Origin of the sequence: Halomonas sp. H5 (assembly GCF_050613175.1) — a bacterium.
GTDB classification, from domain to species: Bacteria; Pseudomonadota; Gammaproteobacteria; order Pseudomonadales; family Halomonadaceae; genus Bisbaumannia; species Bisbaumannia salifodinae.
The window spans coordinates 3,003,004-3,023,898 of sequence record NZ_CP192510.1 but is presented as its reverse complement, the minus strand read 5'-3'; the positions used below and the strand labels follow the sequence as shown (position 1 = coordinate 3,023,898).

The following is a 20,895-nucleotide window of genomic DNA, read 5'->3' as shown; positions in this document are numbered from 1 at the left end:
CCGCCTACAGGAGACCCCATGATGACCCGACTCGACGCACTGAAACGCCATTCCCTGGTGGTGGCCGACACCGGCGACCTGGAGGCCATCCAGCGCTATCACCCCCAGGACGCCACCACCAACCCCTCACTGATCCTCAAGGCCTTCGAATTGCCGGGTTACCAGGCACTGATCGATCAGGAACTCGCCGCGGTCAAGGCCGAGACCGACGACCGGCGGGAAGAGCATGCCGTGGATCGCCTCGCCGTGGCCATGGGCAGCGAGATCGCCAAGCTGGTGCCCGGTCGCGTGTCCACCGAGGTGGCCGCCAAGTTGTCCTTCGACACCCAGGCCAGCATCCGCAAGGCCCACGCACTGGTCGAGCTTTACGAGCGGCGCGGCGTGGCCAAGGATCGGGTCCTGATCAAGCTGGCCTCGACCTGGGAGGGCATCCGTGCCGCCGAGGTGCTGGAGAAGGAAGGCATCAACTGCAACCTGACCCTGCTGTTCAGCGACGCCCAGGCCCAGGCCTGCTTCGACGCCGGGGTGTTCCTGGTCTCGCCGTTCGTCGGCCGCGTCACCGACTGGTACAAGAAGGAGACCGGCCAGGACTTCAGCCCCGAGAACGACCCCGGCGTGCAGTTCGTGCGCGGCGTCTGCGAGCGGGTCAGCCAGGGCGGCTACGACACCGTGGTGATGGGTGCCAGCTTCCGCACCACCGGCCAGGTGCTGGCGCTGGCCGGCTGCCCGCGATTGACCATCTCGCCGACACTGCTCGAGGAACTGGCCACCACGTCGGGCGAGGTGAACCCCAGGGTGCTCATGACACGCAGCGGTGGACCACGCCCGGTGGCACTCACCGAGTCCGCCTTCCGCTGGGGTCACAACCAGGACGCCATGGCCAACGACAAGCTGGCCGAGGGCATCCGCCGCTTCGCCGAGGATCAGGAACGCCTCGAGGAACAGATCGCCGACCGTTTGGCGGCCCTCTGACCTCGTACCTGAACCGCTAACCAATCACCGATTGAGAATTCCCATGCCGTCCCGTTTCGAACTGGCCAATGCCATTCGCGCCCTGTCCATGGATGCCGTCCAGAAGGCCAAGTCCGGCCACCCCGGCGCCCCCATGGGCATGGCCGATATCGCCGAGGTGCTGTGGAACGACCACCTCAAGCATAATCCGGCCAACCCCCACTGGGCCGACCGCGACCGCTTCGTGCTCTCCAACGGCCACGGCTCCATGCTGCTCTACTCCCTGCTGCACCTGAGCGGCTACGACCTGGAGCTGGAGCAGCTGCAGCACTTCCGCCAGCTGCACTCCAAGACCGCCGGCCACCCGGAGCTCGGCTACGCCCCGGGCATCGAGACCACCACCGGTCCCCTGGGCCAGGGCCTGGCCAATGCGGTGGGCATGGCGCTGGCCGAGAAGACCCTGGCCGCCCAGTTCAACCGCCCCGGCCACACCATCGTCGATCACACCACCTGGTGCTTCCTCGGCGATGGCTGCCTGATGGAGGGCATCTCCCACGAGGTCGCCTCCCTGGCCGGCACCCAGCAACTCGGCAAGCTGGTCGCCTTCTATGACGACAACGGCATCTCCATCGACGGCGAGGTGGAAGGCTGGTTCACCGACGATACCGCCAAGCGCTTCGAGGCCTACGGCTGGCACGTGGTGCCCAATGTCGACGGCCACAAGCCGGAAGAGATCCAGGCCGCCATCGAGCTGGCCAAGACCCACGACGACAAGCCGAGCCTGATCATCTGCAAGACCATCATCGGCTTCGGCGCCCCCAACAAGCAGGGCAAGGAAGAGTGCCACGGCGCGCCCCTGGGCGACGAGGAAGTGGCCGCCGCCCGCGAACAGCTGGGCTGGCCCCATGCCCCCTTCCATGTCCCCGAGGCCATCTACCAGGGCTGGGACGCCCGCCAGCGCGGCGAGCAACTGGAGGGCGACTGGGAGGCGCGCTTCGCCCGTTACGCCGAGGCCTTCCCCGCCGAGGCCACCGAGTTCCGACGCCGCCTCAAGGGCGAGCTGCCCAAGGCGCTGACCAGCGAGAAGCTGGTCGAGGACGCCCAGGCCAAGGGCGAGACCATCGCCAGCCGCAAGGCCTCCTTCAACTGCCTCAACGAACTCGGCCCGCAGCTCCCCGAGCTGCTCGGCGGCAGCGCCGACCTGGCCCCCTCCAACCTGACCTTCTGGAAGGGCGCCCAGGCGATCTCCCCGGAGGCCCCGGGCGGTAACTACCTGCACTACGGGGTGCGCGAGTTCGGCATGGGCGCCATCATGAACGGCATCGCCCTGCATGGCGGCTTCGTGCCCTATGGCGCCACCTTCCTGATCTTCATGGAATACATGCGCAACGCCGTGCGCATGGCGGCGCTGATGGGCCAGCAGGCGGTCTACGTCTTCACCCACGACTCCATCGGCCTGGGCGAGGATGGCCCCACCCACCAGCCCATCGAGCAGCTGACCAGCCTGCGTTCCACTCCCAACCTGGCCACCTGGCGCCCCTGTGACGCCGTGGAGACCGCCGCCGCCTGGGATGCCGCGATCAAGCGTCACGCCGGCCCCAGCGCCCTGGTGCTGTCGCGCCAGAACCTGCCCCACCAGGAACGCGACAAGCACCAGTTGGCCAATATCCAGCGCGGCGGCTATGTGCTGCGCGACTGCGACGGCACGCCGGAGCTGATCCTCATCGCCACCGGCTCCGAAGTGGGCCTGGCCATGGACGCCGCGACCCGACTGAGCGAGCAGGGCAAGGCGGTGCGGGTGGTCTCCATGCCCTCCACCGACGCCTTCGACGATCAGGACGCCGACTACCGCGAATCGGTGCTGCCCAGGGCGGTCACCGCCCGCCTGGCCATCGAGGCCGGCCACCGCGACTTCTGGTTCAAGTACGTGGGGCTGGAGGGGCGTATCGTCGGCATGTCCACCTTCGGCGAGTCCGGCAAGGCGGAAGACCTCTTCCAGCACTTCGGCTTCACCCTGGACCAGGTGGTCGCCGAGGCCGAGGAGGCGGTGGGCGCCGCACGCTGACGAGCGTGGGTTGCCGGGATGATCGTGTCACGCCTCTTTAATCCATGATCCAGATCAGGGTTTCGGCGCCCGGGCCGTGACCCTATCCGAGTACGACCCTCACCCAAGTCCCGGCGACGGCCCATCGGCCTGCCCGACGGAGACTTGGGGGCGTTCCGGCGATATTTTCGGGAAAAGGTTTGGATCTTTCTTTTTGTTTTAGTGGTTATAACTGCTAAATAAAACTTTTACGGTAAAAAGAACTTACTTTTATCTTCGGGGTGGCGCATTGACCGCCTTTATTCGGCTCGGTAAACAGTGGCCTGCCAACCACAACAACCGAGAGAGCCGAGATGTCCGCGACCCACAAGATCCTGCCGCGCCTGACCGCCCTGACCCTGGGCACCTGCCTGATGGGCAGCGCCCTGGCCGCCGAGGCCGTGACCCTGCGCCTGGCCACCGATTCCGGTACCCAGGGCTCGCCGGCGGGGGATGCCCTGGAGACCTGGGCCCGCCTGATCGAGGAAAATTCCGACGGCGAGATCGACGTCAACGTCTACTACCAGAACGAGCTGGGTGGGCAGCAGGAGCTCTTCGACCTGCTGGTCTCCGGGGACGTGCACCTGATGCTCAACTGGCCGATGACTTCCTACGACCGGCGTATCGGCGTCATCTACACCCCCTATATGACCCTCTCCTGGGAGGAGGCCATGGAGGCCTACAGCCCCGGTGGCTGGGTCAATGAGCTGCTCGGCGATATCTATGCCGATATCGGCCTGAAGTTCTTCGGTCCCTGGCCGGAAGGCTTCAACGGCGTGGCCTCCCGGGGCAGCTATGCCCTGACCCCGGAAGCGGCCGGCGACCTGGCGGTGCGTACCATGACCGTCTTCCCGGCGCCCCAGACCATGCAGGCCATGGGCTACCAGACCGCCGCCATCGACTGGGGCGAGGTCTATACCGCCCTGCAGACCGGCGTGGTGGATGGCGAGGCGGGCAACGTCATCTACTGGCCCTATGAGTACTTCCGCGACACTCTCGACTACTACGTGCATACCAAGCACTTCTTCATGACCGGCATCCTGACCATGAACATGGAGACCTTCGAGGGGCTCAGCGAGGCGCACCAGCAGGTGGTCACCGAGGCCGCCGAAGAAGTGATGAATCAGCAGTTCGTGGCCGCCCGGGAGCAGGACGAGTACTACATCGCCAAGGCCCAGGAGGATGGCATGGAGTATTTCGAGCTCTCCGACGAGCAGTTCGAGGAATTTGCCCGTCTGGCCCGGGAGCAGGTGTGGCCGCTGATGGACGAGGAAATCGGCGACGAGGTCATGGACGTGATCCGCGCCAACGCCTCCCCGCTCTAATTTCCCTGCCCGAGTGTTAACGGCCGGCCCCCTGGGCCGGCCGCTGCCGTGGAGACTCCCCTATGTTCGTCTTCTTAAGTGCCCTCGACCGCTGGCTGGGGCGCCTGCTGAACCTGATCGTCTTCGTCGCCAGTGTGGCCGTGGTGGGCCTGATGCTGTTCCTGATCCTGGCCCGCTATGTGTTCGGCTGGTCGGTGGTGGGCACCCTGGAGCTGGTGATGCTGGCCGGCATGTGGCTCTACATGACCGGGGCCCTGATCGCCAGTCGCCGCAACGAGCACTTGGTGGTGGACTTCCTCGAACTGCAGATCCGCGATGCCCGCCTGCGCGCCCTGCACAAGAGCCTGGTGGCCTTCGTCGTCACCCTGATCTGCGCCTGCTTCGTGTTCTGGGCCTACAAGATGCTGGCCTGGGGCTTGGTGCGTCCCCAACGCACCCCGGCGCTGGCGATCCCGCTATGGCTCTCCCAGGCCTCGATCATGGTGGCCAGTGTCGGCTGCCTGGCCTATGCCCTGCGTGACCTGATCGGCGGCCTGCGGGCCCTGAGCGGCAAGACCCCGGGGGCCCTGGCCTCCCAAGGAGAGCACTGATGGAAGGCCTGTTCGCGATTCTGATCCTGTTGGCGTTGATGGGCCTGGGCGTGCCCATCGCCTGGTCCTTCGCCGGCGTCCTGGCCTATCTGGCGCTGATCTATGACGCCAATTTCAACACCCTGATGATGCAGGGCTTCCGCTCGGTGGACTCGGTGATCCTGATCGCCCTGCCGCTGTTCGTGCTGACCGGCTACCTGATGCAGAGCGGCGGCATCGCCAGCCGCCTGGTGATCTTCATCGAGACCCTGGTGGGGCGGCGCCGCGGTGGCATGGGGGCCTCCATGGTGCTGGCCTCGGGGATCTTCGGCGCCATCGCCGGCACCGCCACCGCCGCCGTGGCCTCCATCGGCACCATCATGGTCGGCCCCCTGGAGCAGCGTGGTTATCCCCGCGGCTACTCCTCGGCGCTGCTCGGGATCTCCTCGCTGCTGGGCATCCTGATCCCGCCGTCGATCACCATGATTCTCTTCGCGGTGGTGACCCGCCAGTCGGTGGCCGCACTCTTCGCCGCCACCGTGGGGCCGGCGCTGCTGCTGATCCTGGGGCTGATCCTGGTCAATCGCCTGGCCTGCGGGCGCCTCTTCCAGGAGGTGGTGGGCGAACTTCCCGAGGGCGCCGCCCGGGTCAGTCGGCGGCGGGCGACCCTGCGCGCCTTCCCGGCGCTATGCCTGCCGGTGATCATCCTGGGCGGCATCTACGGGGGCGTCTTTACCCCCACCGAGGCCGCCGCGGTGGCCGCCTTCGCCGCCATCGTCATCGGCTTCCTGGTCTACCGCGACCAGACCCTGGGCAACTTCTATCGCAGCGTGATCGCCGCCTCGGAGACCACCGGCTCGATCATCCTGATCCTGCTGTTCTCCTTTATGATCGGGCGGATCCTCGCCGCCGAGCGGGTGCCCCAGGAACTGACCGAGCTGATCTCGCTGATGATCAGCGATCCGCTGATGATCCTGATCGCGGTGAATGTGTTCCTGATCCTGGCCGGGGCCATCCTCGACGATGTCTCGGTGACGGTGGTGATCGCGCCGCTCTTCCTGCCGCTGATGGTGGAGACCGGGGTGAACCCGGTGCACTACGCCTCCATCGTCGCCTGCTCGGTGGTGATCGGCGCCAACAGCCCGCCGGTGGCGCCCATTCTCTACATGGCCTGCCGCATCGGGCGGGTGTCGATCCACAAGACCTTCTCGCCGGCGCTGCTGCTGATCGCCCTGGTCGGCCTGCCGGTGATGCTGATCACCACCTTCGTGCCGGAGCTGTCGCTCTTCCTGCCGCGCCAGCTGGGCTTTATCCGCTGATGCCGGGCGCCGCGGCCGGGCCGCGGCGCTCCTTCTCAGAGCGTTTCCAGCCGCCAGACATCATAGGCAGGCTCCTCGTAGGGGTGGGCGGCCTTCAGCGCCGCCAGCGCCTCGCGGATCAGGGCATCCTCACAGACCAGCTCCACCTTGAGCTCCTCCACCTTTTCCAGGTCGCCGACCCGGCCGATATGCGGGTTGGCGCCGGCCAGCGGGCGAAACTGCCCGGTGCCCGGAGTCTGGAAACAGCACGCCTCGTAATCGCCGATGCGCCCGGCGCCGGTGGCGAAGACCGCCTCCTTGACGGCGTCGGCGTCCTCCACGGGGACGAAGAAAGCCAGTTTGTACATGCCGGGACTCCTCTATGGCTGGGGGCGCCTCCTCTTGTGCCATGAATCGCGCCGCGGGTCACCCGGGGAGAACTTTATTGTTCGTATCTTTTACAAATATAACAATATGTACAATATTGTGCTGGCAGCCTGCCGGGAACCCCCGGTAACCGAACCGTAAACAAGGCGTGGTGTGATTCGAGGCCGGCAGCGGGTGAGTCATGTGATCTGTGATCGATGCGGTGTTGATGCCCGAATGACCTCGACGGCAAGCCTTGGGTGACTCGCTATTCACCGCCGCCCCCTCGGGGCGGTTTTTTTTGGGTGCTAAGCCGGGCGGGGTGGCGATCCTGTCTTATGCTGTCAGTCACTCCCCGGACAAGCGTGAAAAAAATGCACACGGGCATGTCGGGGAGTGGATTCGACATAGAAACATGCGACAATGTATGTATATACCCTGTCCAGCCATCAAGGATGAGCCGATGACGCCATCGCCGACCCCCCGTCTCCATGCCGCCCTGCGCCGTGCCGGTTTCCGCCGGGCCCTGCTGCCCGCCCTGCTGGCCTCGCTATTCAGCACCTCGGCCCTGGCGGCGGACCTGCTTACCATCACCCGGGATGCCCTGAGCAATAATGCCGAGCTGGCCTCGGCCCGGTCTCTCTCCGATAGCGTGGAGGCGGGCCGTGACGTGGAACGGGGCGACCTGCTACCGCAGCTCAACGCCCAGGGTAACCTGACCCATACCCGGCAGTTCGAGAGCCAGACGGCCCCCGGCACCCTCGCCGGGGACGATCGCTTCAATAGCGCCGGGGTGACCCTGGAGGCCACTCAGGCCCTCTATGATGCCCGCAATAGTCGTGAAGTGGCTCGGGCCGAGCGCGAGATCGACCAGCAGCTCTATCGCCTGGCGGCCACCGAGCAGCAGGTGCTGATCGATGTGGCCAATGCCTACTTCAATATCCTCCGCGCCCACGAGATCCTCGAGGCCCGGCGTGCCCAGGAGCGGGCGATCGGCCGCCAGCTGGAGCAGGCCCAGGAGCAGTTCGAGGTGGGCCTGATCGCCATCACCGAGGTGCAGGAAGCCCGGGCCAGCTTCGATCAGTCCCGCGCCGAGCGCATCACCGCCGAGAGCAACCTGCAGGTCAGTTTCGAGACCCTGGAGCGGCTCACCGGCCAGCGCTACGGCGCGGTGGATGCCCTCGGCGAGGGGCTGCCCATCGCGGCGCCGACGCCTGCCGATCGCGATCACTGGGTGACCCTGGCGATGGAGAACAATCCCCTGGTATTGGCCAGCCAGGCCGGTGTCGAGGTCTCTCGCAGCGCCGTGGCGGTGGCCCGTGCCGGCCATCTGCCCACGCTCAATGCGTTCGCCAACTACCAGTACGGCGATAGCGACAGTGATCGCCTGAGCGGCCACGACTCCCAGGCCCAGGTGGGTATCGGCGTCAACCTGCCACTCTATACCGGGGGGCGCACCCAGGCGGGCGTTCGCCAGAGCAGCTTCCTGCTGGAGTCGAGCCAGTACGATTTCGAGGCCCAGCGTCGCGATACGGTGCAGCAGGTGCGCTCCCTCTATACCCAGGTGAGCAATGATGTGTCCACCGTGGAGGCCCGCGCCCAGGCCATCGTCTCCAACCAGAGCGCCCTGGAGGCGACTCGTGCCGGTTACGAGGTGGGAACCCGCAATATCGTCGATGTGCTCAATGCCGAGCGTAGCCTGTTCGATGCCATTGCCAACCATGCCGAGGCCCGCTACGACTATGTGCTCAACCTGCTGACCCTGCGTCAGCAGGCCGGGGTACTGGATCTGGCCAGCATCGAGGAGATCAACGGCTGGCTGGTGTCGGAGAGTGTCCGCCTGAGCCTGCCGGACGAGGGGGCCGATGACGCCGTCCTGAATATCGGTGAGCCGCCGAGAAGGGAATGATTGTTAAGCGGCTAACATTTACATCCATTCATGGATGAATGTAAAATTCGTGGATTATTTTACGCATACACAGGGATCGACAGACCTCATGAAAGCATTCCCCCGTCGAGGCCTCGCCGGCCTGCTGGTGGGCGCGGCGGCGTTGCTGCTCACCGCCTGTGGCCAGGATGACGCACCACAACAGCATGCTGCCGCCCAGGAGCAGCCGCCCCACCCGGTGGCGGTCATGGCGATGGCCTATCGGGACCTGCCCCTGGAGAAGTCCTACCCGGCGCTGCTGCGCAGCGACGATGAGGTGACGCTGGTGGCTCGAGTCACCGGCTTCCTGGAGGCGCGTCACTTCGAGCCGGGGGAGTTGGTGGAGGCCGGTCAGCCGCTCTATACCATCGAGCCGGACCTCTACCAGGCCCAGGTCAACCAGCACGAGGCCGATCTGCAGAGCGCCCGGGCCCAGCTCTCCCGGGCCCAGCGTGATGCCGAACGCTTCGAGCGGCTGCTGAGCCAGAACTCGGTCAGCCGCCAGCAGGTGGACCAGGCCCGTGCCGAACTGAATGTGGCGCGGGCCAATGTGGCCCAGGCCGAGGCCGCCCTGGCCAGTGCCACCATCGATCTCGACTATGCCCAGGTCACCGCGCCGGTCAGCGGCATGATCGGCCTGAGCCAGGTCAATGTGGGCAACCTGGTCAATGTGGGCACCGAGCTGGCCACCATCACCCCCCTGGATCCGCTGGAGGTGCGTTTCCAGCTACCTCAGCAGGAGGCCCTGGAGCTGCGCCGTCAGCTGCAGGATCAGGACCTCGCCGCGATCGGCGCCACCCTGCGGGTGCCGGGGCAGGAGGCGCTCAGCGGCCGGCTGAGCTTCCTCGGCTCGCGGGTCGGCGAGGGGACCAGCACCATTCAGGCCGCCGCCGTCTTCGCCAATCCCGAGGCCAATGTGCTACCGGGGCAGTTCGTGCGGGTGCGCATCGAGGGCCTCAAGCGCTTCGCGGTGCTGGCGGTGCCGGAGATCGCCGTGACCCAGGGCCTGATGGGGCCCCAGGTGTTCGTGCTGGATGAGGAGAACCTGGCCCGGGCGCGTCCCGTGGCGCTGGGCGATGGTGCCGGCCCCTGGCAGATCATTCGCGAGGGCCTCGAGCCCGGCGACCGTGTCGTGGTGGGTGACCCCGCCGGCCTGCAGCCGGGGACCCTGATCGATCCGCAGCCCTTCGATGGGCTGGCGGCGGCGCCTAGCGACGAGGCGCTGGAAGCGGCCACTGAGGCGGCCGAGGACGACGCCTGATGAATTTCTCCAACTTCTTTATCAAGCGGCCGATCTTCGCCACGGTGCTGGCGATTATCCTCACCGTGGTCGGGGTGGTGAGCATGCGGGTACTGCCCATCGAGCAGTATCCCAGCGTGGTACCGCCCACGGTCTCGGTGCAGGCCACCTTCCCGGGGGCCAACGCCGAAACGGTGGCGCAGACCGTGGCCGCGCCCCTGGCGGAGGCCATCAACGGCGTCGAGAACATGCTCTACATGACCTCGAACAGCGCCGATAATGGCCTGATGAGCCTGAGTGTGGCCTTCGATATCGGTACCGATGGCGATATCAACACCATCAACGTCAATAACCGGGTGCAGGGGGCGCTCTCGCAGCTGCCCGAGGCGGTGCAGTCCCAGGGCGTGACGGTGTCGCTGCAGTCCAGTTCGATCCTGATGCTGGTGGCGCTGATCTCCCCGGAGGGCGACTACAACAACGTCTTCATGCAGAACTACGCCACCCTCAATATCCTCGACGAGCTGCGTCAGGTGCCGGGGGTGGGCAGTGCCGAGGTGTTGGGCGGCGGCGAGTTCGCCATGCGCATCTGGATGGATCCGGACAAGCTGGCCCAGTATGACCTGACGCCCACCGAGGTGGCCCAGGCGATTCGCGCCCAGAACACCGAGGTGCCGGCGGGCAGCCTGGCGGCCACGCCCCAGGGCGAGCCGCGGGCCTTCACCTATACCATCACCGCCGGCGGCCGCCTCTCCAACGTCGATGACTTCCGCGAGATCTTCCTGCGCACCAACCCGGACGGTTCGGCGCTGCGTCTGTCGGATGTGGCGCGTATCGAGCTGGGGGCCTCCTCCTACGGGGTGGAGGCGCGCCTGAATGGCGCCGAGATGACCCCGATCATCATCAACCAGCAGCCCGGGGCCAATGCCCTGGAGACCGCGGCGGCGGTGAAGGCCACCATGGACCGGCTGGCCGAGCGCTTCCCGCCGGGGCTCGAGCAGGTGGTGCCCTATGACACCACCCTGTTTATCGATGCCTCCGTGGAAACGGTGAAGCACGTCTTTATCGAGGCCTTCCTGATCGTCGGCGTGATCCTGTTCATCTTCCTGCAGAACTGGCGCTTCACGGTGATCGCCATGTCGGTGGTGCCGGTCTCGGTGCTGGCCACCTTCGCCGGTTTCTACCTGTTCGGCTTCTCGATCAACCTGCTGACGCTCTTCGCCCTGGTGCTCTCCATCGGCATCGTGGTGGATGACGCCATCCTGGTGGTGGAGAACGTGGAGCGGGTCCTCGGCGAGGACGAGGAGATCAGCGTCCGCCAGGCCACCATCCAGGCCATGAAGGAGGTGGGCGGGCCGGTCATCGCCACCTCGCTGATCATGGCCGCGGTGTTCGTGCCGGTGGCCTTCCTGGGCGGCTTCACCGGGCAGATCTACCAGCAGTTCGCCATCACCGTGGCGGTCTCGGTGGCCTTCTCGGCGCTGATGGCGCTGACCTTCACCCCGGCCCTGTCGGCGATCTTCATCAAGCACAAGCCCAAGCTGGGGCAGTCGAAGCTGATGCGCGCCGTCTACACCCCGCTGCGTCTCTTCGATCGTCTCTTCGCCGGCATCACCGCCGCCTATATGGGAGTGGTCAAGGTGCTGGTGCGCTTCTGGGGGCTGGCGCTGCTGCTCACCGCCCTGGTGGGCGCGGGCTCCTGGTGGCTCTACCAGAGCACGCCCTCGACCCTGGTGCCGGAGACCGACCAGGGCCTGGTGATGGCGGCCGTGCAGCTGCCGGATTCCGCTTCCCTGGCGCGGACCCGGGAGTACATGGCGGAACTCAGCGCCAAGATCGAGGAGATCCCCGGGGTACGGCATTCGGTCGCCGTGGCCGGCTATGACATCCTCTCCAGTGCGGTGAATACCGCCCGTGGCATCATGTTCATCAACATGGAGCCCTGGGAGGACCGCGAGCTGACCGCCGACGAGTTGGTGGGGCGCATCATGCAGTTGGGGGCGCAGACTGGGGGTGGGTCGGCCATGGCCTTTAACCTGCCGCCGATCATGGGGCTCTCCACCACTGGGGGCTTCACCGGCTACCTGCAGTCCTTCGAGGGGGCCTCGGCCGAGGAGCTGTTCCAGGCTTCCCTGGCGGTGATGCAGGCGGCCAACGAACATCCGGCGCTGCAGCAGGTGTTCACCACCTTCAACGTCAACGTGCCGGGTTACCGCGCCGAGATCGATCAGCAGAAGGCGCTGAGCTATGGCGTGGCCCTGGAGGACCTCAACGCCACCCTGTCGAATACCTTCGGTAACGGCTTCGTCAACTTCTTCAGCTACCAGAACCGCAACTTCCAGGTCTATCTGCAGAACGAGGACGAGTTCCGCCGCACCCCGGACGATATCGGCAATGTCTATGTGCGTGGCGGTAACGGCGAGCGCATCCCGCTCTCCGAGTTCGTGACCCTGGAGCGCCAGGCCGCGCCGGCGGTGGTGTCACGCTTTGGCGTCTACCTGGGCGCCCAGTTCCAGGGCGGCGAGGCGCCGGGCTATAGCTCCGCCCAGGCCATCGCCGCCATGGAAGAGGTGGTGGCCGAGACCCTGGGCAGCGGCTGGGGCATGGGCTGGACGGGGACCGCCTATCAGGAGAGCCAGTTGGGTAACACCGCGGTGCTGGCCATCGTCTTCGGTATCCTGATGGTGTTCCTGATCCTGGCGGCCCAGTACGAGAGCTGGTCGCTGCCCCTGGCGGTGCTTACCGCCACGCCCTTCGCCTTCCTGGGGGGCATCGGTGGCATCGTGTTGCGCGGCCTGGACACCAGCGTCTATGTGGAGATCGGCATGCTGGTGGTGGTGGGCCTGGCGGCCAAGAACGCCATCCTGATCGTCGAGTTCGCCGAGTTGCAGCGCAGGGAGCTGGGCAAGACGATCCGCGAGGCGGCCATCACGGCGGCGGAGCTGCGCTTCCGTCCCATCGTGATGACCTCCCTGGCGTTTATCTTCGGCACCCTGCCGCTGGCCATGGCCACCGGCGCCAGCGACGTGAGCAGCCACCATATCGGCACCACGGTGGCGGTGGGGATGGCCTCGGTGGCGGTGCTGGGCAGCCTCTTCGTGCCCAGCTTCTACGCCATGATCGCCAGCGTCTCCGACTGGCTGCGGCGCCAACTGGGCGGCGAGGCGCCCGCCCCGGCGCAGCCGGCCCCGGAGGAGGGCGCGTCCCGCTGACCCGGGCATGAGTGCGAGCGACGCGGGCTCCCGAGAGGGGGCCCGCGTTTTTTATGGGCAGTCGTCGGCCATGGTCTACGCTGATTAGAGAAAACTACTTTGTCGGCTAAGTACCGGCCAAGGAGCGCGCCATGGACGTCCTGACTCAGACCCTCCTCGGTTTCCCCCTGGGAGTCTTCACCCTGGCCCTGGGGCTGCTGGTCCTCTACTGGTTGCTGGTGGTGCTGCGCCTGGCGCCGCTGGAGCTCTTCGAGCACGACAGCCTCAAGGGCGATCATCTGGCCAGTACCCTGGTGGCGCTGGGCTTCGCCGGGGTGCCGGCGAGCGTTGCCCTGACGGTGCTGCTGGCGATCGCCGGCGCGTTCACCCTGGCTCTGGAGCTGCTGGTACTGCGTTGGCTGCCGCTGGGGCTGTTCCGCATCCCGGTGGGGGTGGTGGTGCTGTGGGCGGCCCTGGCCCTGGCCTCGCCCCTGGCCGCCGCGGTCTGTCATGCCCTGCACCGCTGGTTCCATCGCCACGCGGGACGGCGCTGCCTGCTGGGGGAGACGGTGCTGGTGAGCGGTGACTGCGGCGGCGACGACTGCACCCGGGCGACCCTGGAGGATGACCCGGAGCATGAGGTGCGTCTGCATGGCAAGGCGGGGGCCCTGCCCAGGGCCGGCGAGCGGCGGGTACTGGTCAAGTACCTGGCCGGGGAGGAGAGCTACCGCAGCGTGCCCCTGAACGAGTTCGAGGAGGCCCACACCCGGGTGCATCGCCTGCGTCGCGGGCGGCGTCCCCGGCGAGCCGCTTCCCACTGACGCCCCGATAGGCGGTGGCACTGCCGGGCCGCGGGGAGGGCGGTCAGTGATAAGGGGGCAGCAGGCGGCGCAGCCGCCGGCGCCAGCCGGGGCACGGGGCCTCCACCAGGAAGTCCCGGATCGGTTCCACCTGGGCCGGGGTATCGAGCATGGGGGCATGGCCGCAGTCCGCCACCTCCAGGGTCACCAGGCCAGGCTGCACCCTGGCCATGCGCGCCACCACTTCCTGGCTGAGGAGCCCCGAGCGGGCGCCGCGGATCGCCATCAAGGGACAGCCCAGGGCGGCCCAGTCCTGCCAGGTATCCCGGGGACGGTCATGGATAAACTGCTCGACGATGCGCGGGTCGTAGTGGAAGGTCCAGCCGCCGTCGGGCAGCCGACGGGCGCTGTTCAGGGCCAGCTCCCGCCAGTCCTTCTCGTCGCTGATGCCGAAGTCGGCATGATGGCGGCGCAGTTCCCGGCACAGGTCGCCGAAGCGACTGAAGTAGCGCGGCATGGCGAAGTAGCCCCCCAGTTCCACCAGGCCCTGGAGTTCCAGCTCCGGCCCCACGTCATTGAGGATCAGCCGTTCGATGCGTCGCCCATGCTGGGCATCCGCCGCCAGCAGCATGCCCAGCAGGCCGCCCATGGAGGTGCCCAGCCAGGCCACCCGGGGCAGGGCGAAGTGGTCGAGCAGTTGCAGGGCCAGGGCCTGGTAGCGCTCGTAGCGATAGTCGTAGGCGGGAAACAGCGGCCAGCTGGAGAGGCCGCGGCCGGGGGTATCCGGTGCCAGGATGCGCCAGTCGGGGCCCAATAGCCGTGCCAAGGGGGCGAAGTCGCCGCCATGTCGGGAGAGGCCGTGCCAGGCGATCAGGGTGCGGGAGGCCCTGGGGTGCCAGATGCGCACCGCCACCTCCGCTCCGCCCAGGGGGATCAGGGCCAGGTCGTCCATGGCAATCGCTCCGCTGGTGAGGCTAGGCCATCAGTATAGCGGAGTATTGCTGCATCGCAGCAATATAAGGCGGGTCTCAGGGGCGCCGGATCAGGCGCAGCAGGGCCTCCACCAGCTCATTGCCCCGGACCTCGATGGAGAAGTCGTCGGGGTTGCGTAGCCAGTCGTGGAAGAGCCCACCGAGGGTCGCTTGCAGCAGTTGGGCCGCCTGCTCGGGGGCAATGTCGTCGCGCAGCTGGCCTTGGGCGGCGGCACACTGGAAATACTCTTCCAGGGCGCCACAGGATTCGTTGGCCATGGCGTTCTGCATGGCGATGGGGTCGATATCGCCGAAGAACTCGCAACGATGAACCAGGATCGAGTAGACCCGTTGGTAGCGGGGCTGCGCCAGGCGGACGAAGCCCTTGTGACAGGCGAGGCGAATGGCTTCTAGCGGGGAATCGCCGTGACTGTCGGCGCCGACCTCTTCCACCAGTTCCTGGAAGGGCAGGCGGACGCGATCCAGCAGGGCGGCGAAGAGGTCGCCCTTGTTCTTGAAGTGCCAGTAGACGGCGCCACGGGTCATGCCGGCCTGGCGGGCGATCTCCTCCAGGGAGGTGCGGGCCACGCCCTTGGCATAGAATACCGCCTCGGCGGCCTCCAGCAACGCCTCACGGGTGGCTTCGGCTTCGGCTTTGGTCTTTCGGGCCATATCGGGTCTCGAGGGAGCGGGGAGTCCCTCCTAGTTTACCCTAGCCATCGGGAAACTTACATTCATGATTGTATATATAAGCCGTCGGCGGTCGTTGAGGCGCGGGGCTCGTGCCGAACCGCTCGGGCGAGTATAAGGAAACCAGCCTTCTGACATAGGATGTGATCCATGGCGCGTGCCCCCTTCGAACTCGCCGGCGTGCGGGTCGCCCCCGGTTCCCGGGCCCAGATCGATGTCCCCGTGGCCAAGCTCTATACCCATGCGCCCCTGCATATCCCGGTGGAGGTGATCCATGGGCGTCAGAGCGGGCCGGTGCTGCTGGTGTGCGGCGCCATCCATGGCGACGAGATCAATGGCGTGGAGATCGTGCGCCGGCTGTTGCGCTCCAGCGCCGTGCGCGGCCTGCGCGGCACCCTGATCGCCGTGCCCATCGTCAATGTGTTCGGCTTCGTCCAGCACAGTCGTTACCTGCCCGATCGCCGCGACCTCAACCGCTGTTTCCCCGGCAGCGAGTCGGGCTCCCTGGGCTCCCGGGTGGCGGCGCTGTTTCGCGAGCAGATCGTCGATCTGGCCACCCATATCATCGACCTGCATACCGGCGCCATCCACCGCACCAATTTGCCGCAGATCCGTGCCCAGTTGACCCCGGGGGGCGAGACCGAGGCCATGGCCATGGCCTTCGGCGTGCCGGTGATCCTCAATGCCGAGCTGCGCGAGGGCAGCCTGCGCCACTATGCCCAGGGCAACGGGGTGCCGGTGCTTACCTATGAGGCGGGCGAGGCGCTGCGCTTCGACGAGTGGGCCATCGCCCCCGGGGTGCGCGGGGTACGCCGGGTGATGCGCAGCATCGGCATGCTGACCAGCGACCGCCGCCGGACCGCGCCCCCCGCCGCCGAGGTGGCCAATGGCTCCAGCTGGGCCCGGGCCACCATCGACGGCATCCTGCGCCCCAAGGTGCGCCTCGGCGCCCGGGTCGCCAAGGGGGAGCTGCTGGGGTTGGTGGCGGATCCCTTCGGTAACGTGGAGGGGGAGGTCCGTGCCAATGCCGACGGCATCGTGATTGGCATGAGTAACCTGCCCCTGGCCAACGAGGGAGAGGCGCTCTTCCATGTGGCACGCTTCGATGCCATCGAGGAGGCGGAGAGCGCCATCGAGACCTTCCAGTCCGACTACGAGTCGTTGCCCGAGGGCCTCAACCTTAAGTAGCCAGGGCGGTCGCGGGAGCCGGTGTGCCTTCCGGGACCAGGCCCAGGGCATCGTCGAAGATCGCCAGGCCGGCCCCCTCGCGGTGGGCGTGCTCGGAGAGGTGGCGGCGGAACTTGCGTCCCCCCGGGCAGCCCTGGAAGAGGCCCAGCAGGTGGCGGGTCAGATGGTTGAGCCTGGCGCCCTCCTCGAGGCGGCGGGCGATATAGGGGCGGAAGGCCTGGGCCGCGGCATGGCGGCTCGCGGCGGGGCCCGGCTCGCCGTAAAGGGCCTCGTCGACGCCGGCCAGCAGCCAGGGATTCTGGTAGGCCTCGCGGCCCACCATCACGCTGTCCACCTGGCGCAATTGTTCCTGGCACTCGTCGAGGGTCTTGATACCGCCGTTGATGCCGATATGCAGCGCCGGCCGCTCGGCCTTGAGGCGGTGTACCCGGGGGTAGTCGAGGGGTGGAATATCGCGGTTCTCCTTGGGGGAGAGCCCCTGTAGCCAGGCCTTGCGGGCGTGCACGATAAAGGTGTCGCAGCCGGCGTCGGCCACCACCCGGATAAAGTGCGCCAGGTCGGCGTCCTCGTCCTGATCATCGATGCCGATGCGGCACTTCACTGTCACCGGGATCGACACCGCCTCGCGCATCGCCTTCACCGCCGTCGCCACCTTGTCGGGGTGGCCCATCAGGCAGGCGCCGATCAGGTTGTTCTGCACTCGGTCGCTGGGACAGCCCACGTTGAGGTTGACCTCGTCATAGCCCCAGGCCTCGGCGATGGCCGCGCACTCGGCGAGTTCCCCGGCATCGCTGCCGCCCAGTTGCAGGGCCAGGGGGTGTTCCACCGGGTCGTAGCCGAGGAAGCGCTCCCGGGGGCTGCCATGAATAATGGCCCCGGTGGTGACCATCTCGGTATAGAGCAGCGCCCGCCGGCTCAGGGTGCGGGCGAAGGCGCGATAGTCGCGGGTCGTCCATTCCATCATCGGGGCGACGGAGAAGGTGCGGTCGAGTCGGGGCATCGGCATCACGGGGTCGATCGGAAGAGGCGCCCATTCTATCAGCCCCGCCGCGGGATGCGAGGGGTGAGTGAGTGTTCGCTGGGTGGGGCCGCCTTATGGGCGGGGCGAATAGGGGCTATAGGGGGCCGGCGTCTGGCCGAGTCCCGCCCGGGTGGGTATAACGGCGCCTCTGTCGAGATATCCAAGGAGACAAGAGATGGCCGAGTCCCTGGCGACCGCCGGTATGTTCGTGATCTTCGTGGCCGCCTGGCTGGGCATCGCCATCGTCCTGGGGCGCCGGGGCGTCAACTGGTTGCTGCGCCAGTCGCTGGCCATGGGCCTGGCCTTCGTGCTGGCCATGGCCTTCGTGGCCCTGCTGCTGTGGTTGGGCGTGATCGGCGATCCCGCTTGAGTTGATTCGGGACAGGGCCGGGGCGGCGTGGCTGTGCTATCACCTAAGTCACGGTAAGTCATGGCGAGTGAGAGGACGATGAGCGAACGACGCGAGATCCTGCAACACCTGTGTGACGACCTGGAGGCGCGCCTGGCGCGTTACCGGGCCCATCAACGACGCTCCCTGGACAAGGACAGCCGTGAGCAGGCCGGTGAGGTGCAGAACGATGAGGTGGTGGAGGCCCTGGATCAGGAGGCCCGCGAGGAGCTGGCCCAGGCACGCCATGCCTTGGCGCGGCTCGAGGCGGGGGAGGGCGAGGTCTGCGAGCGATGCGGCGAGACGATCGATCCCCGTCGCCTGGCGGCCCTGCCTTACACCACTCGCTGCCTGCATTGCGCCGACACCTGAGACCGGCGTCACCGTGGAGCACGGCCGTTGGGACGAACCGCCGAGGGCGATGATAGTCTAGAAAGGCATTGATCTCTCGGGAGGAGTTTCATGGAGGCTAGGCGCCGACTGACCTGGGCGGGAGCACTATTCCTGACATTGAGCATGGCCGGCTGTGGCGGCGAGGCGGAAGAGGCGACGCCGACCCAGTCGCCCGCCGAGCCCATGGAAGAGGTCGCCGAGCCCGAGGAGACGGCGCCCGACGAGGGCATGGCTCCCCTGGCGGAGCCGGTGTGGGTGGAGCTCGATGCCGAGGTGCGGCCCGACCGGCGGCTGAGTGTCTCCGGCGAGACCAACCTGCCCGAGGGCACGCAGGTCCTGATCGTGGTGGTGCGCGATGCCAGTGGCGTCAGTTGGCGCTATCGTACCCAGGTCGGCGAGGTGGGGCGCTTCGAGGTGGGGCCCTTCGGCTCCGGCAGCGGCCTGGCGGCGGGGAACTATACCCTGCGTTTGGAGATGTCGCCGGGCAACCTGCAGCCGGCCTCGGTCCAGGCGATCATCGGCACCCAGGGGGAACACCTCAAGGGTGACTGGGTGCGGCAGGGTGGCCACGGCCTGGGCCAGGTGATCGAGTATCGGACCACCTACCAGGTGGGCCATCGTTGATGGCCCCGCGGTCAATTCAGTCGTCGAGGCGGGCCCAGCGGGTCACCAGCTTGCCATGCAGCTCGAGCCCCGGGGACTCGCCTGCGAGACGACGCACGTCCAACTGCCCCTGCTCCTCCACCAGATAGTCTCCCGGCCCCAGGTAGCGGCTCAGGGGCTGGATGGCGGCCAATGCGCCCGGCGGCAGCGCCTCGAAGGACTCATCGCTGGCCGGTGTCACCAGGTAGGCGGGCGCCTTCTGGCCCTCCAGCATCAGCGTCGGCGCTCCCTGGCCTTGCCAGGGCAGGGGCAAGTGATGGGAGAGGCGCAGCGGTTGCTGGCCGCCACCGGCGCCATCGTCCAGCAGGTGGCTGAGCGGGCAGCCCAGCGCCTCTGCCAGGGCCACCAGGCGCTCATGGCCGATCTGCTTGATGGCACCCGATTCCCAATAGGAGATGGTCACATCGGAGACGCCGACCAGGCGAGCCAGGGCGGCCTTGTTGAGCTGGGCTTGTAAACGGAGCTGCTTGATTCGGGGACCGAGCGATTCCATCGAAGTCTCTCGTCAGCGTGAAAGGGGAAGTGCCGCAGAATATCGGCCTCGTGGCATCGACCACGGAAGGTCAACGATAGTTCGGCGGCGCTGATGTGACAACGACGGATCCGTTAAGTTGCGTTTGCTCTTGGTGTCCGCACGGAACGAGGGGGGAGGCGACAAAAGAAAAGCGCGCCGGTTGTCGAATAACATCCGGCCGCGCACAAAGCAGATATGCACTGAAGGCGTCATCCAGGCCGACCGTGGCCGGCCCGATGGCGTTGACCCGTCGAGTGAGCGCAGGCTCGTCTCGGCAGGCAGGGCCAGTATAGTCAGTCGGCATTTGCGTAATAAGTGGGTACAATCGAAAACTAGTGTTTCCAAAATGGAAACATTGCCTGAAACATGGCTCGATCGAATTCCCCGACAGAGGAGGCCCGCGGTGGCGACCCTGGATGCGCTCAAGGTGTTCGTGGAGGTGGTGCGGGGGGGCAGCTTTACCGCGGCGGCCCGACGGCTGGGGATTTCCAAGTCGCTGGCCTCCAAGCGGGTGGCGGCCCTGGAGGAGGAACTGGGGGTCAGCCTGCTCAACCGCTCCACCCGCTCCCTGCACCTCACCGAGGCCGGCCAGATCTACTATGAGCATGGCCTGCGCATCCGCGAGGAGCTGGCCTCGGCGGAGGCCCAGGTGCAGTCGGTGACGGCGCGCCCCCGGGGCCAGCTCAAGGTGAGTGCCCAGGTCAGCTTCGGCTTTATGTACCTGGCCGAGCCCACCACCGCCTTTATGCGTCGTTACCCGGATGTGGCGGTGGAGATCCTGCTCGAGGATCAACGCTTCGAGCCCATCGACGATGCGGTGGACCTGGCCATTCGCATGGGGCCCCTGCCGCCCTCCAGCCTGGTCTCGCGGCCGCTGTGCAAGGTGGTCTATGGCCTCTATGCGGCGCCGGACTACCTGGCGCGGATCCACCAGCCGCTGCACCATCCCCAGGATATCGCCCACCACGACACCGTCTTCTACGGCAACTACGACCTGGGGGCCCACTGGCGTTTCTCGCTGAATGATCAGCCGCTGGACGTGGAGCCCCATTCTCGGCTGGTGATCAATAACCTGCTGGGGGTGGTGGAGGCGGCCAAGGCGGGTTTCGGCCTGGCCTACCTGCCGACCTTCGCGGCCCGCGCGGCGGTGGAGGAAGGCCGCCTGGTGCCCCTGTTGCAGCCCTACTGGAACGAGCATGGCAGCATGCTGGTGCTGTTTCGTTCCCGCAAGTACCTGCCCGACAAGACGCGGGCCTATCTCGATTTCATCACCGACTGGTTCCACGAGCACCTGGTGCTCTAGGGCACAAGCCCTGTGGT

At 66.9% G+C, this 20,895-nt stretch carries 19 protein-coding genes; 14 read left to right on the top strand and 5 right to left on the bottom strand.

Annotated elements, in window-relative coordinates:
* Window positions 1-18: 18 nt before the first annotated feature.
* The 5 genes from tal (at window position 19) to ACQ1W9_RS13950 (ending at window position 6,247) form a co-directional block, all read left to right on the top strand.
* On the top strand, window positions 19-972 hold the full coding sequence (tal, locus tag ACQ1W9_RS13970) for a transaldolase (protein WP_431023908.1): 954 nt from the start codon (window positions 19-21) through the stop codon (window positions 970-972).
* Window positions 973-1,015: 43 nt separating this feature from the next.
* The gene (gene tkt, locus ACQ1W9_RS13965; RefSeq protein ID WP_431023907.1) at window positions 1,016-3,016 is read left to right on the top strand and encodes a transketolase; all 2,001 of its coding nucleotides are present in this window, start codon (window positions 1,016-1,018) and stop codon (window positions 3,014-3,016) included.
* A 332-nt stretch (window positions 3,017-3,348) separates the two neighbouring features.
* A complete protein-coding gene (dctP, locus tag ACQ1W9_RS13960) occupies window positions 3,349-4,359 on the top strand; it encodes a TRAP transporter substrate-binding protein DctP (protein ID WP_431023906.1) in 1,011 nt (336 codons plus the stop codon).
* 62 nt (window positions 4,360-4,421) lie between these two features.
* A complete protein-coding gene (locus ACQ1W9_RS13955) occupies window positions 4,422-4,949 on the top strand; it encodes a TRAP transporter small permease (protein ID WP_431023905.1) in 528 nt (175 codons plus the stop codon).
* Complete coding sequence (locus ACQ1W9_RS13950) at window positions 4,949-6,247, top strand: TRAP transporter large permease (protein WP_346063747.1); 1,299 nt, start codon at window positions 4,949-4,951, stop codon at window positions 6,245-6,247. The genes ACQ1W9_RS13955 and ACQ1W9_RS13950 overlap by 1 nt, the downstream gene beginning before the upstream one ends.
* A gap of 35 nt (window positions 6,248-6,282) precedes the next feature.
* Here the strand turns inward: ACQ1W9_RS13950 and ACQ1W9_RS13945 are convergent, their stop codons facing one another.
* Entirely contained in the window at window positions 6,283-6,594 is a 312-nt protein-coding gene (locus ACQ1W9_RS13945) for an NGG1p interacting factor NIF3 (RefSeq protein WP_431023904.1), read from the bottom strand.
* 461 nt (window positions 6,595-7,055) lie between these two features.
* On the opposite strand from ACQ1W9_RS13945, the gene ACQ1W9_RS13940 reads away from it, so the two are divergent.
* The 4 genes from ACQ1W9_RS13940 to ACQ1W9_RS13925 all read left to right on the top strand — a co-directional run bounded on the left by ACQ1W9_RS13940 (window position 7,056) and on the right by ACQ1W9_RS13925 (window position 13,768).
* On the top strand, window positions 7,056-8,501 hold the full coding sequence (locus ACQ1W9_RS13940) for a TolC family outer membrane protein (RefSeq protein ID WP_431023903.1): 1,446 nt from the start codon (window positions 7,056-7,058) through the stop codon (window positions 8,499-8,501).
* 88 nt (window positions 8,502-8,589) lie between these two features.
* Window positions 8,590-9,780 carry an efflux RND transporter periplasmic adaptor subunit gene (locus tag ACQ1W9_RS13935; RefSeq protein WP_431023902.1) on the top strand — a complete coding sequence of 397 codons (1,191 nt, stop codon included), beginning with the start codon at window positions 8,590-8,592 and terminating at the stop codon, window positions 9,778-9,780.
* The gene (locus tag ACQ1W9_RS13930) at window positions 9,780-12,968 is read left to right on the top strand and encodes an efflux RND transporter permease subunit (RefSeq protein WP_431023901.1); all 3,189 of its coding nucleotides are present in this window, start codon (window positions 9,780-9,782) and stop codon (window positions 12,966-12,968) included. Before ACQ1W9_RS13935 ends, ACQ1W9_RS13930 begins: the two co-directional genes overlap by 1 nt.
* A gap of 131 nt (window positions 12,969-13,099) precedes the next feature.
* On the top strand, window positions 13,100-13,768 hold the full coding sequence (locus ACQ1W9_RS13925) for a hypothetical protein (protein WP_431023900.1): 669 nt from the start codon (window positions 13,100-13,102) through the stop codon (window positions 13,766-13,768).
* Window positions 13,769-13,811: 43 nt separating this feature from the next.
* On the opposite strand, the gene ACQ1W9_RS13920 is transcribed toward ACQ1W9_RS13925, so the two are convergent.
* On the bottom strand, window positions 13,812-14,699 hold the full coding sequence (locus ACQ1W9_RS13920; protein WP_431023899.1) for an alpha/beta fold hydrolase: 888 nt from the start codon (window positions 14,697-14,699) through the stop codon (window positions 13,812-13,814).
* Between the two features lie 76 nt (window positions 14,700-14,775).
* Entirely contained in the window at window positions 14,776-15,390 is a 615-nt protein-coding gene (locus ACQ1W9_RS13915; RefSeq protein WP_431023898.1) for a TetR family transcriptional regulator, read from the bottom strand.
* Between the two features lie 168 nt (window positions 15,391-15,558).
* Between ACQ1W9_RS13915 and ACQ1W9_RS13910 the strand changes: the two genes are divergently transcribed.
* Window positions 15,559-16,596 carry a succinylglutamate desuccinylase/aspartoacylase family protein gene (locus tag ACQ1W9_RS13910; RefSeq protein ID WP_346063738.1) on the top strand — a complete coding sequence of 346 codons (1,038 nt, stop codon included), beginning with the start codon at window positions 15,559-15,561 and terminating at the stop codon, window positions 16,594-16,596.
* On the opposite strand, the gene dusA is transcribed toward ACQ1W9_RS13910, so the two are convergent.
* Window positions 16,589-17,596 carry a tRNA dihydrouridine(20/20a) synthase DusA gene (gene dusA / locus ACQ1W9_RS13905; protein ID WP_431023897.1) on the bottom strand — a complete coding sequence of 336 codons (1,008 nt, stop codon included), beginning with the start codon at window positions 17,594-17,596 and terminating at the stop codon, window positions 16,589-16,591. The genes ACQ1W9_RS13910 and dusA overlap by 8 nt on opposite strands.
* A 196-nt stretch (window positions 17,597-17,792) precedes the next feature.
* Here dusA and ACQ1W9_RS13900 point away from each other — a divergent pair, with 196 nt between their 5' ends.
* The 3 genes from ACQ1W9_RS13900 to ACQ1W9_RS13890 all read left to right on the top strand — a co-directional run bounded on the left by ACQ1W9_RS13900 (window position 17,793) and on the right by ACQ1W9_RS13890 (window position 19,022).
* Window positions 17,793-17,987: a hypothetical protein gene (locus ACQ1W9_RS13900; protein ID WP_346063736.1), complete on the top strand. Its 195-nt coding sequence runs from the start codon at window positions 17,793-17,795 to the stop codon at window positions 17,985-17,987.
* Window positions 17,988-18,065: 78 nt separating this feature from the next.
* A complete protein-coding gene (locus ACQ1W9_RS13895; protein ID WP_346063735.1) occupies window positions 18,066-18,377 on the top strand; it encodes a TraR/DksA family transcriptional regulator in 312 nt (103 codons plus the stop codon).
* Between the two features lie 90 nt (window positions 18,378-18,467).
* The gene (locus ACQ1W9_RS13890; protein WP_431023896.1) at window positions 18,468-19,022 is read left to right on the top strand and encodes a hypothetical protein; all 555 of its coding nucleotides are present in this window, start codon (window positions 18,468-18,470) and stop codon (window positions 19,020-19,022) included.
* A 16-nt stretch (window positions 19,023-19,038) separates the two neighbouring features.
* Here ACQ1W9_RS13890 and ACQ1W9_RS13885 read toward each other — a convergent pair whose 3' ends face one another.
* Window positions 19,039-19,554: a helix-turn-helix domain-containing protein gene (locus tag ACQ1W9_RS13885; RefSeq protein WP_431023895.1), complete on the bottom strand. Its 516-nt coding sequence runs from the start codon at window positions 19,552-19,554 to the stop codon at window positions 19,039-19,041.
* 424 nt (window positions 19,555-19,978) lie between these two features.
* Between ACQ1W9_RS13885 and ACQ1W9_RS13880 the strand changes: the two genes are divergently transcribed.
* On the top strand, window positions 19,979-20,878 hold the full coding sequence (locus tag ACQ1W9_RS13880) for a LysR family transcriptional regulator (RefSeq protein ID WP_346063732.1): 900 nt from the start codon (window positions 19,979-19,981) through the stop codon (window positions 20,876-20,878).
* Window positions 20,879-20,895 lie beyond the last annotated feature (17 nt).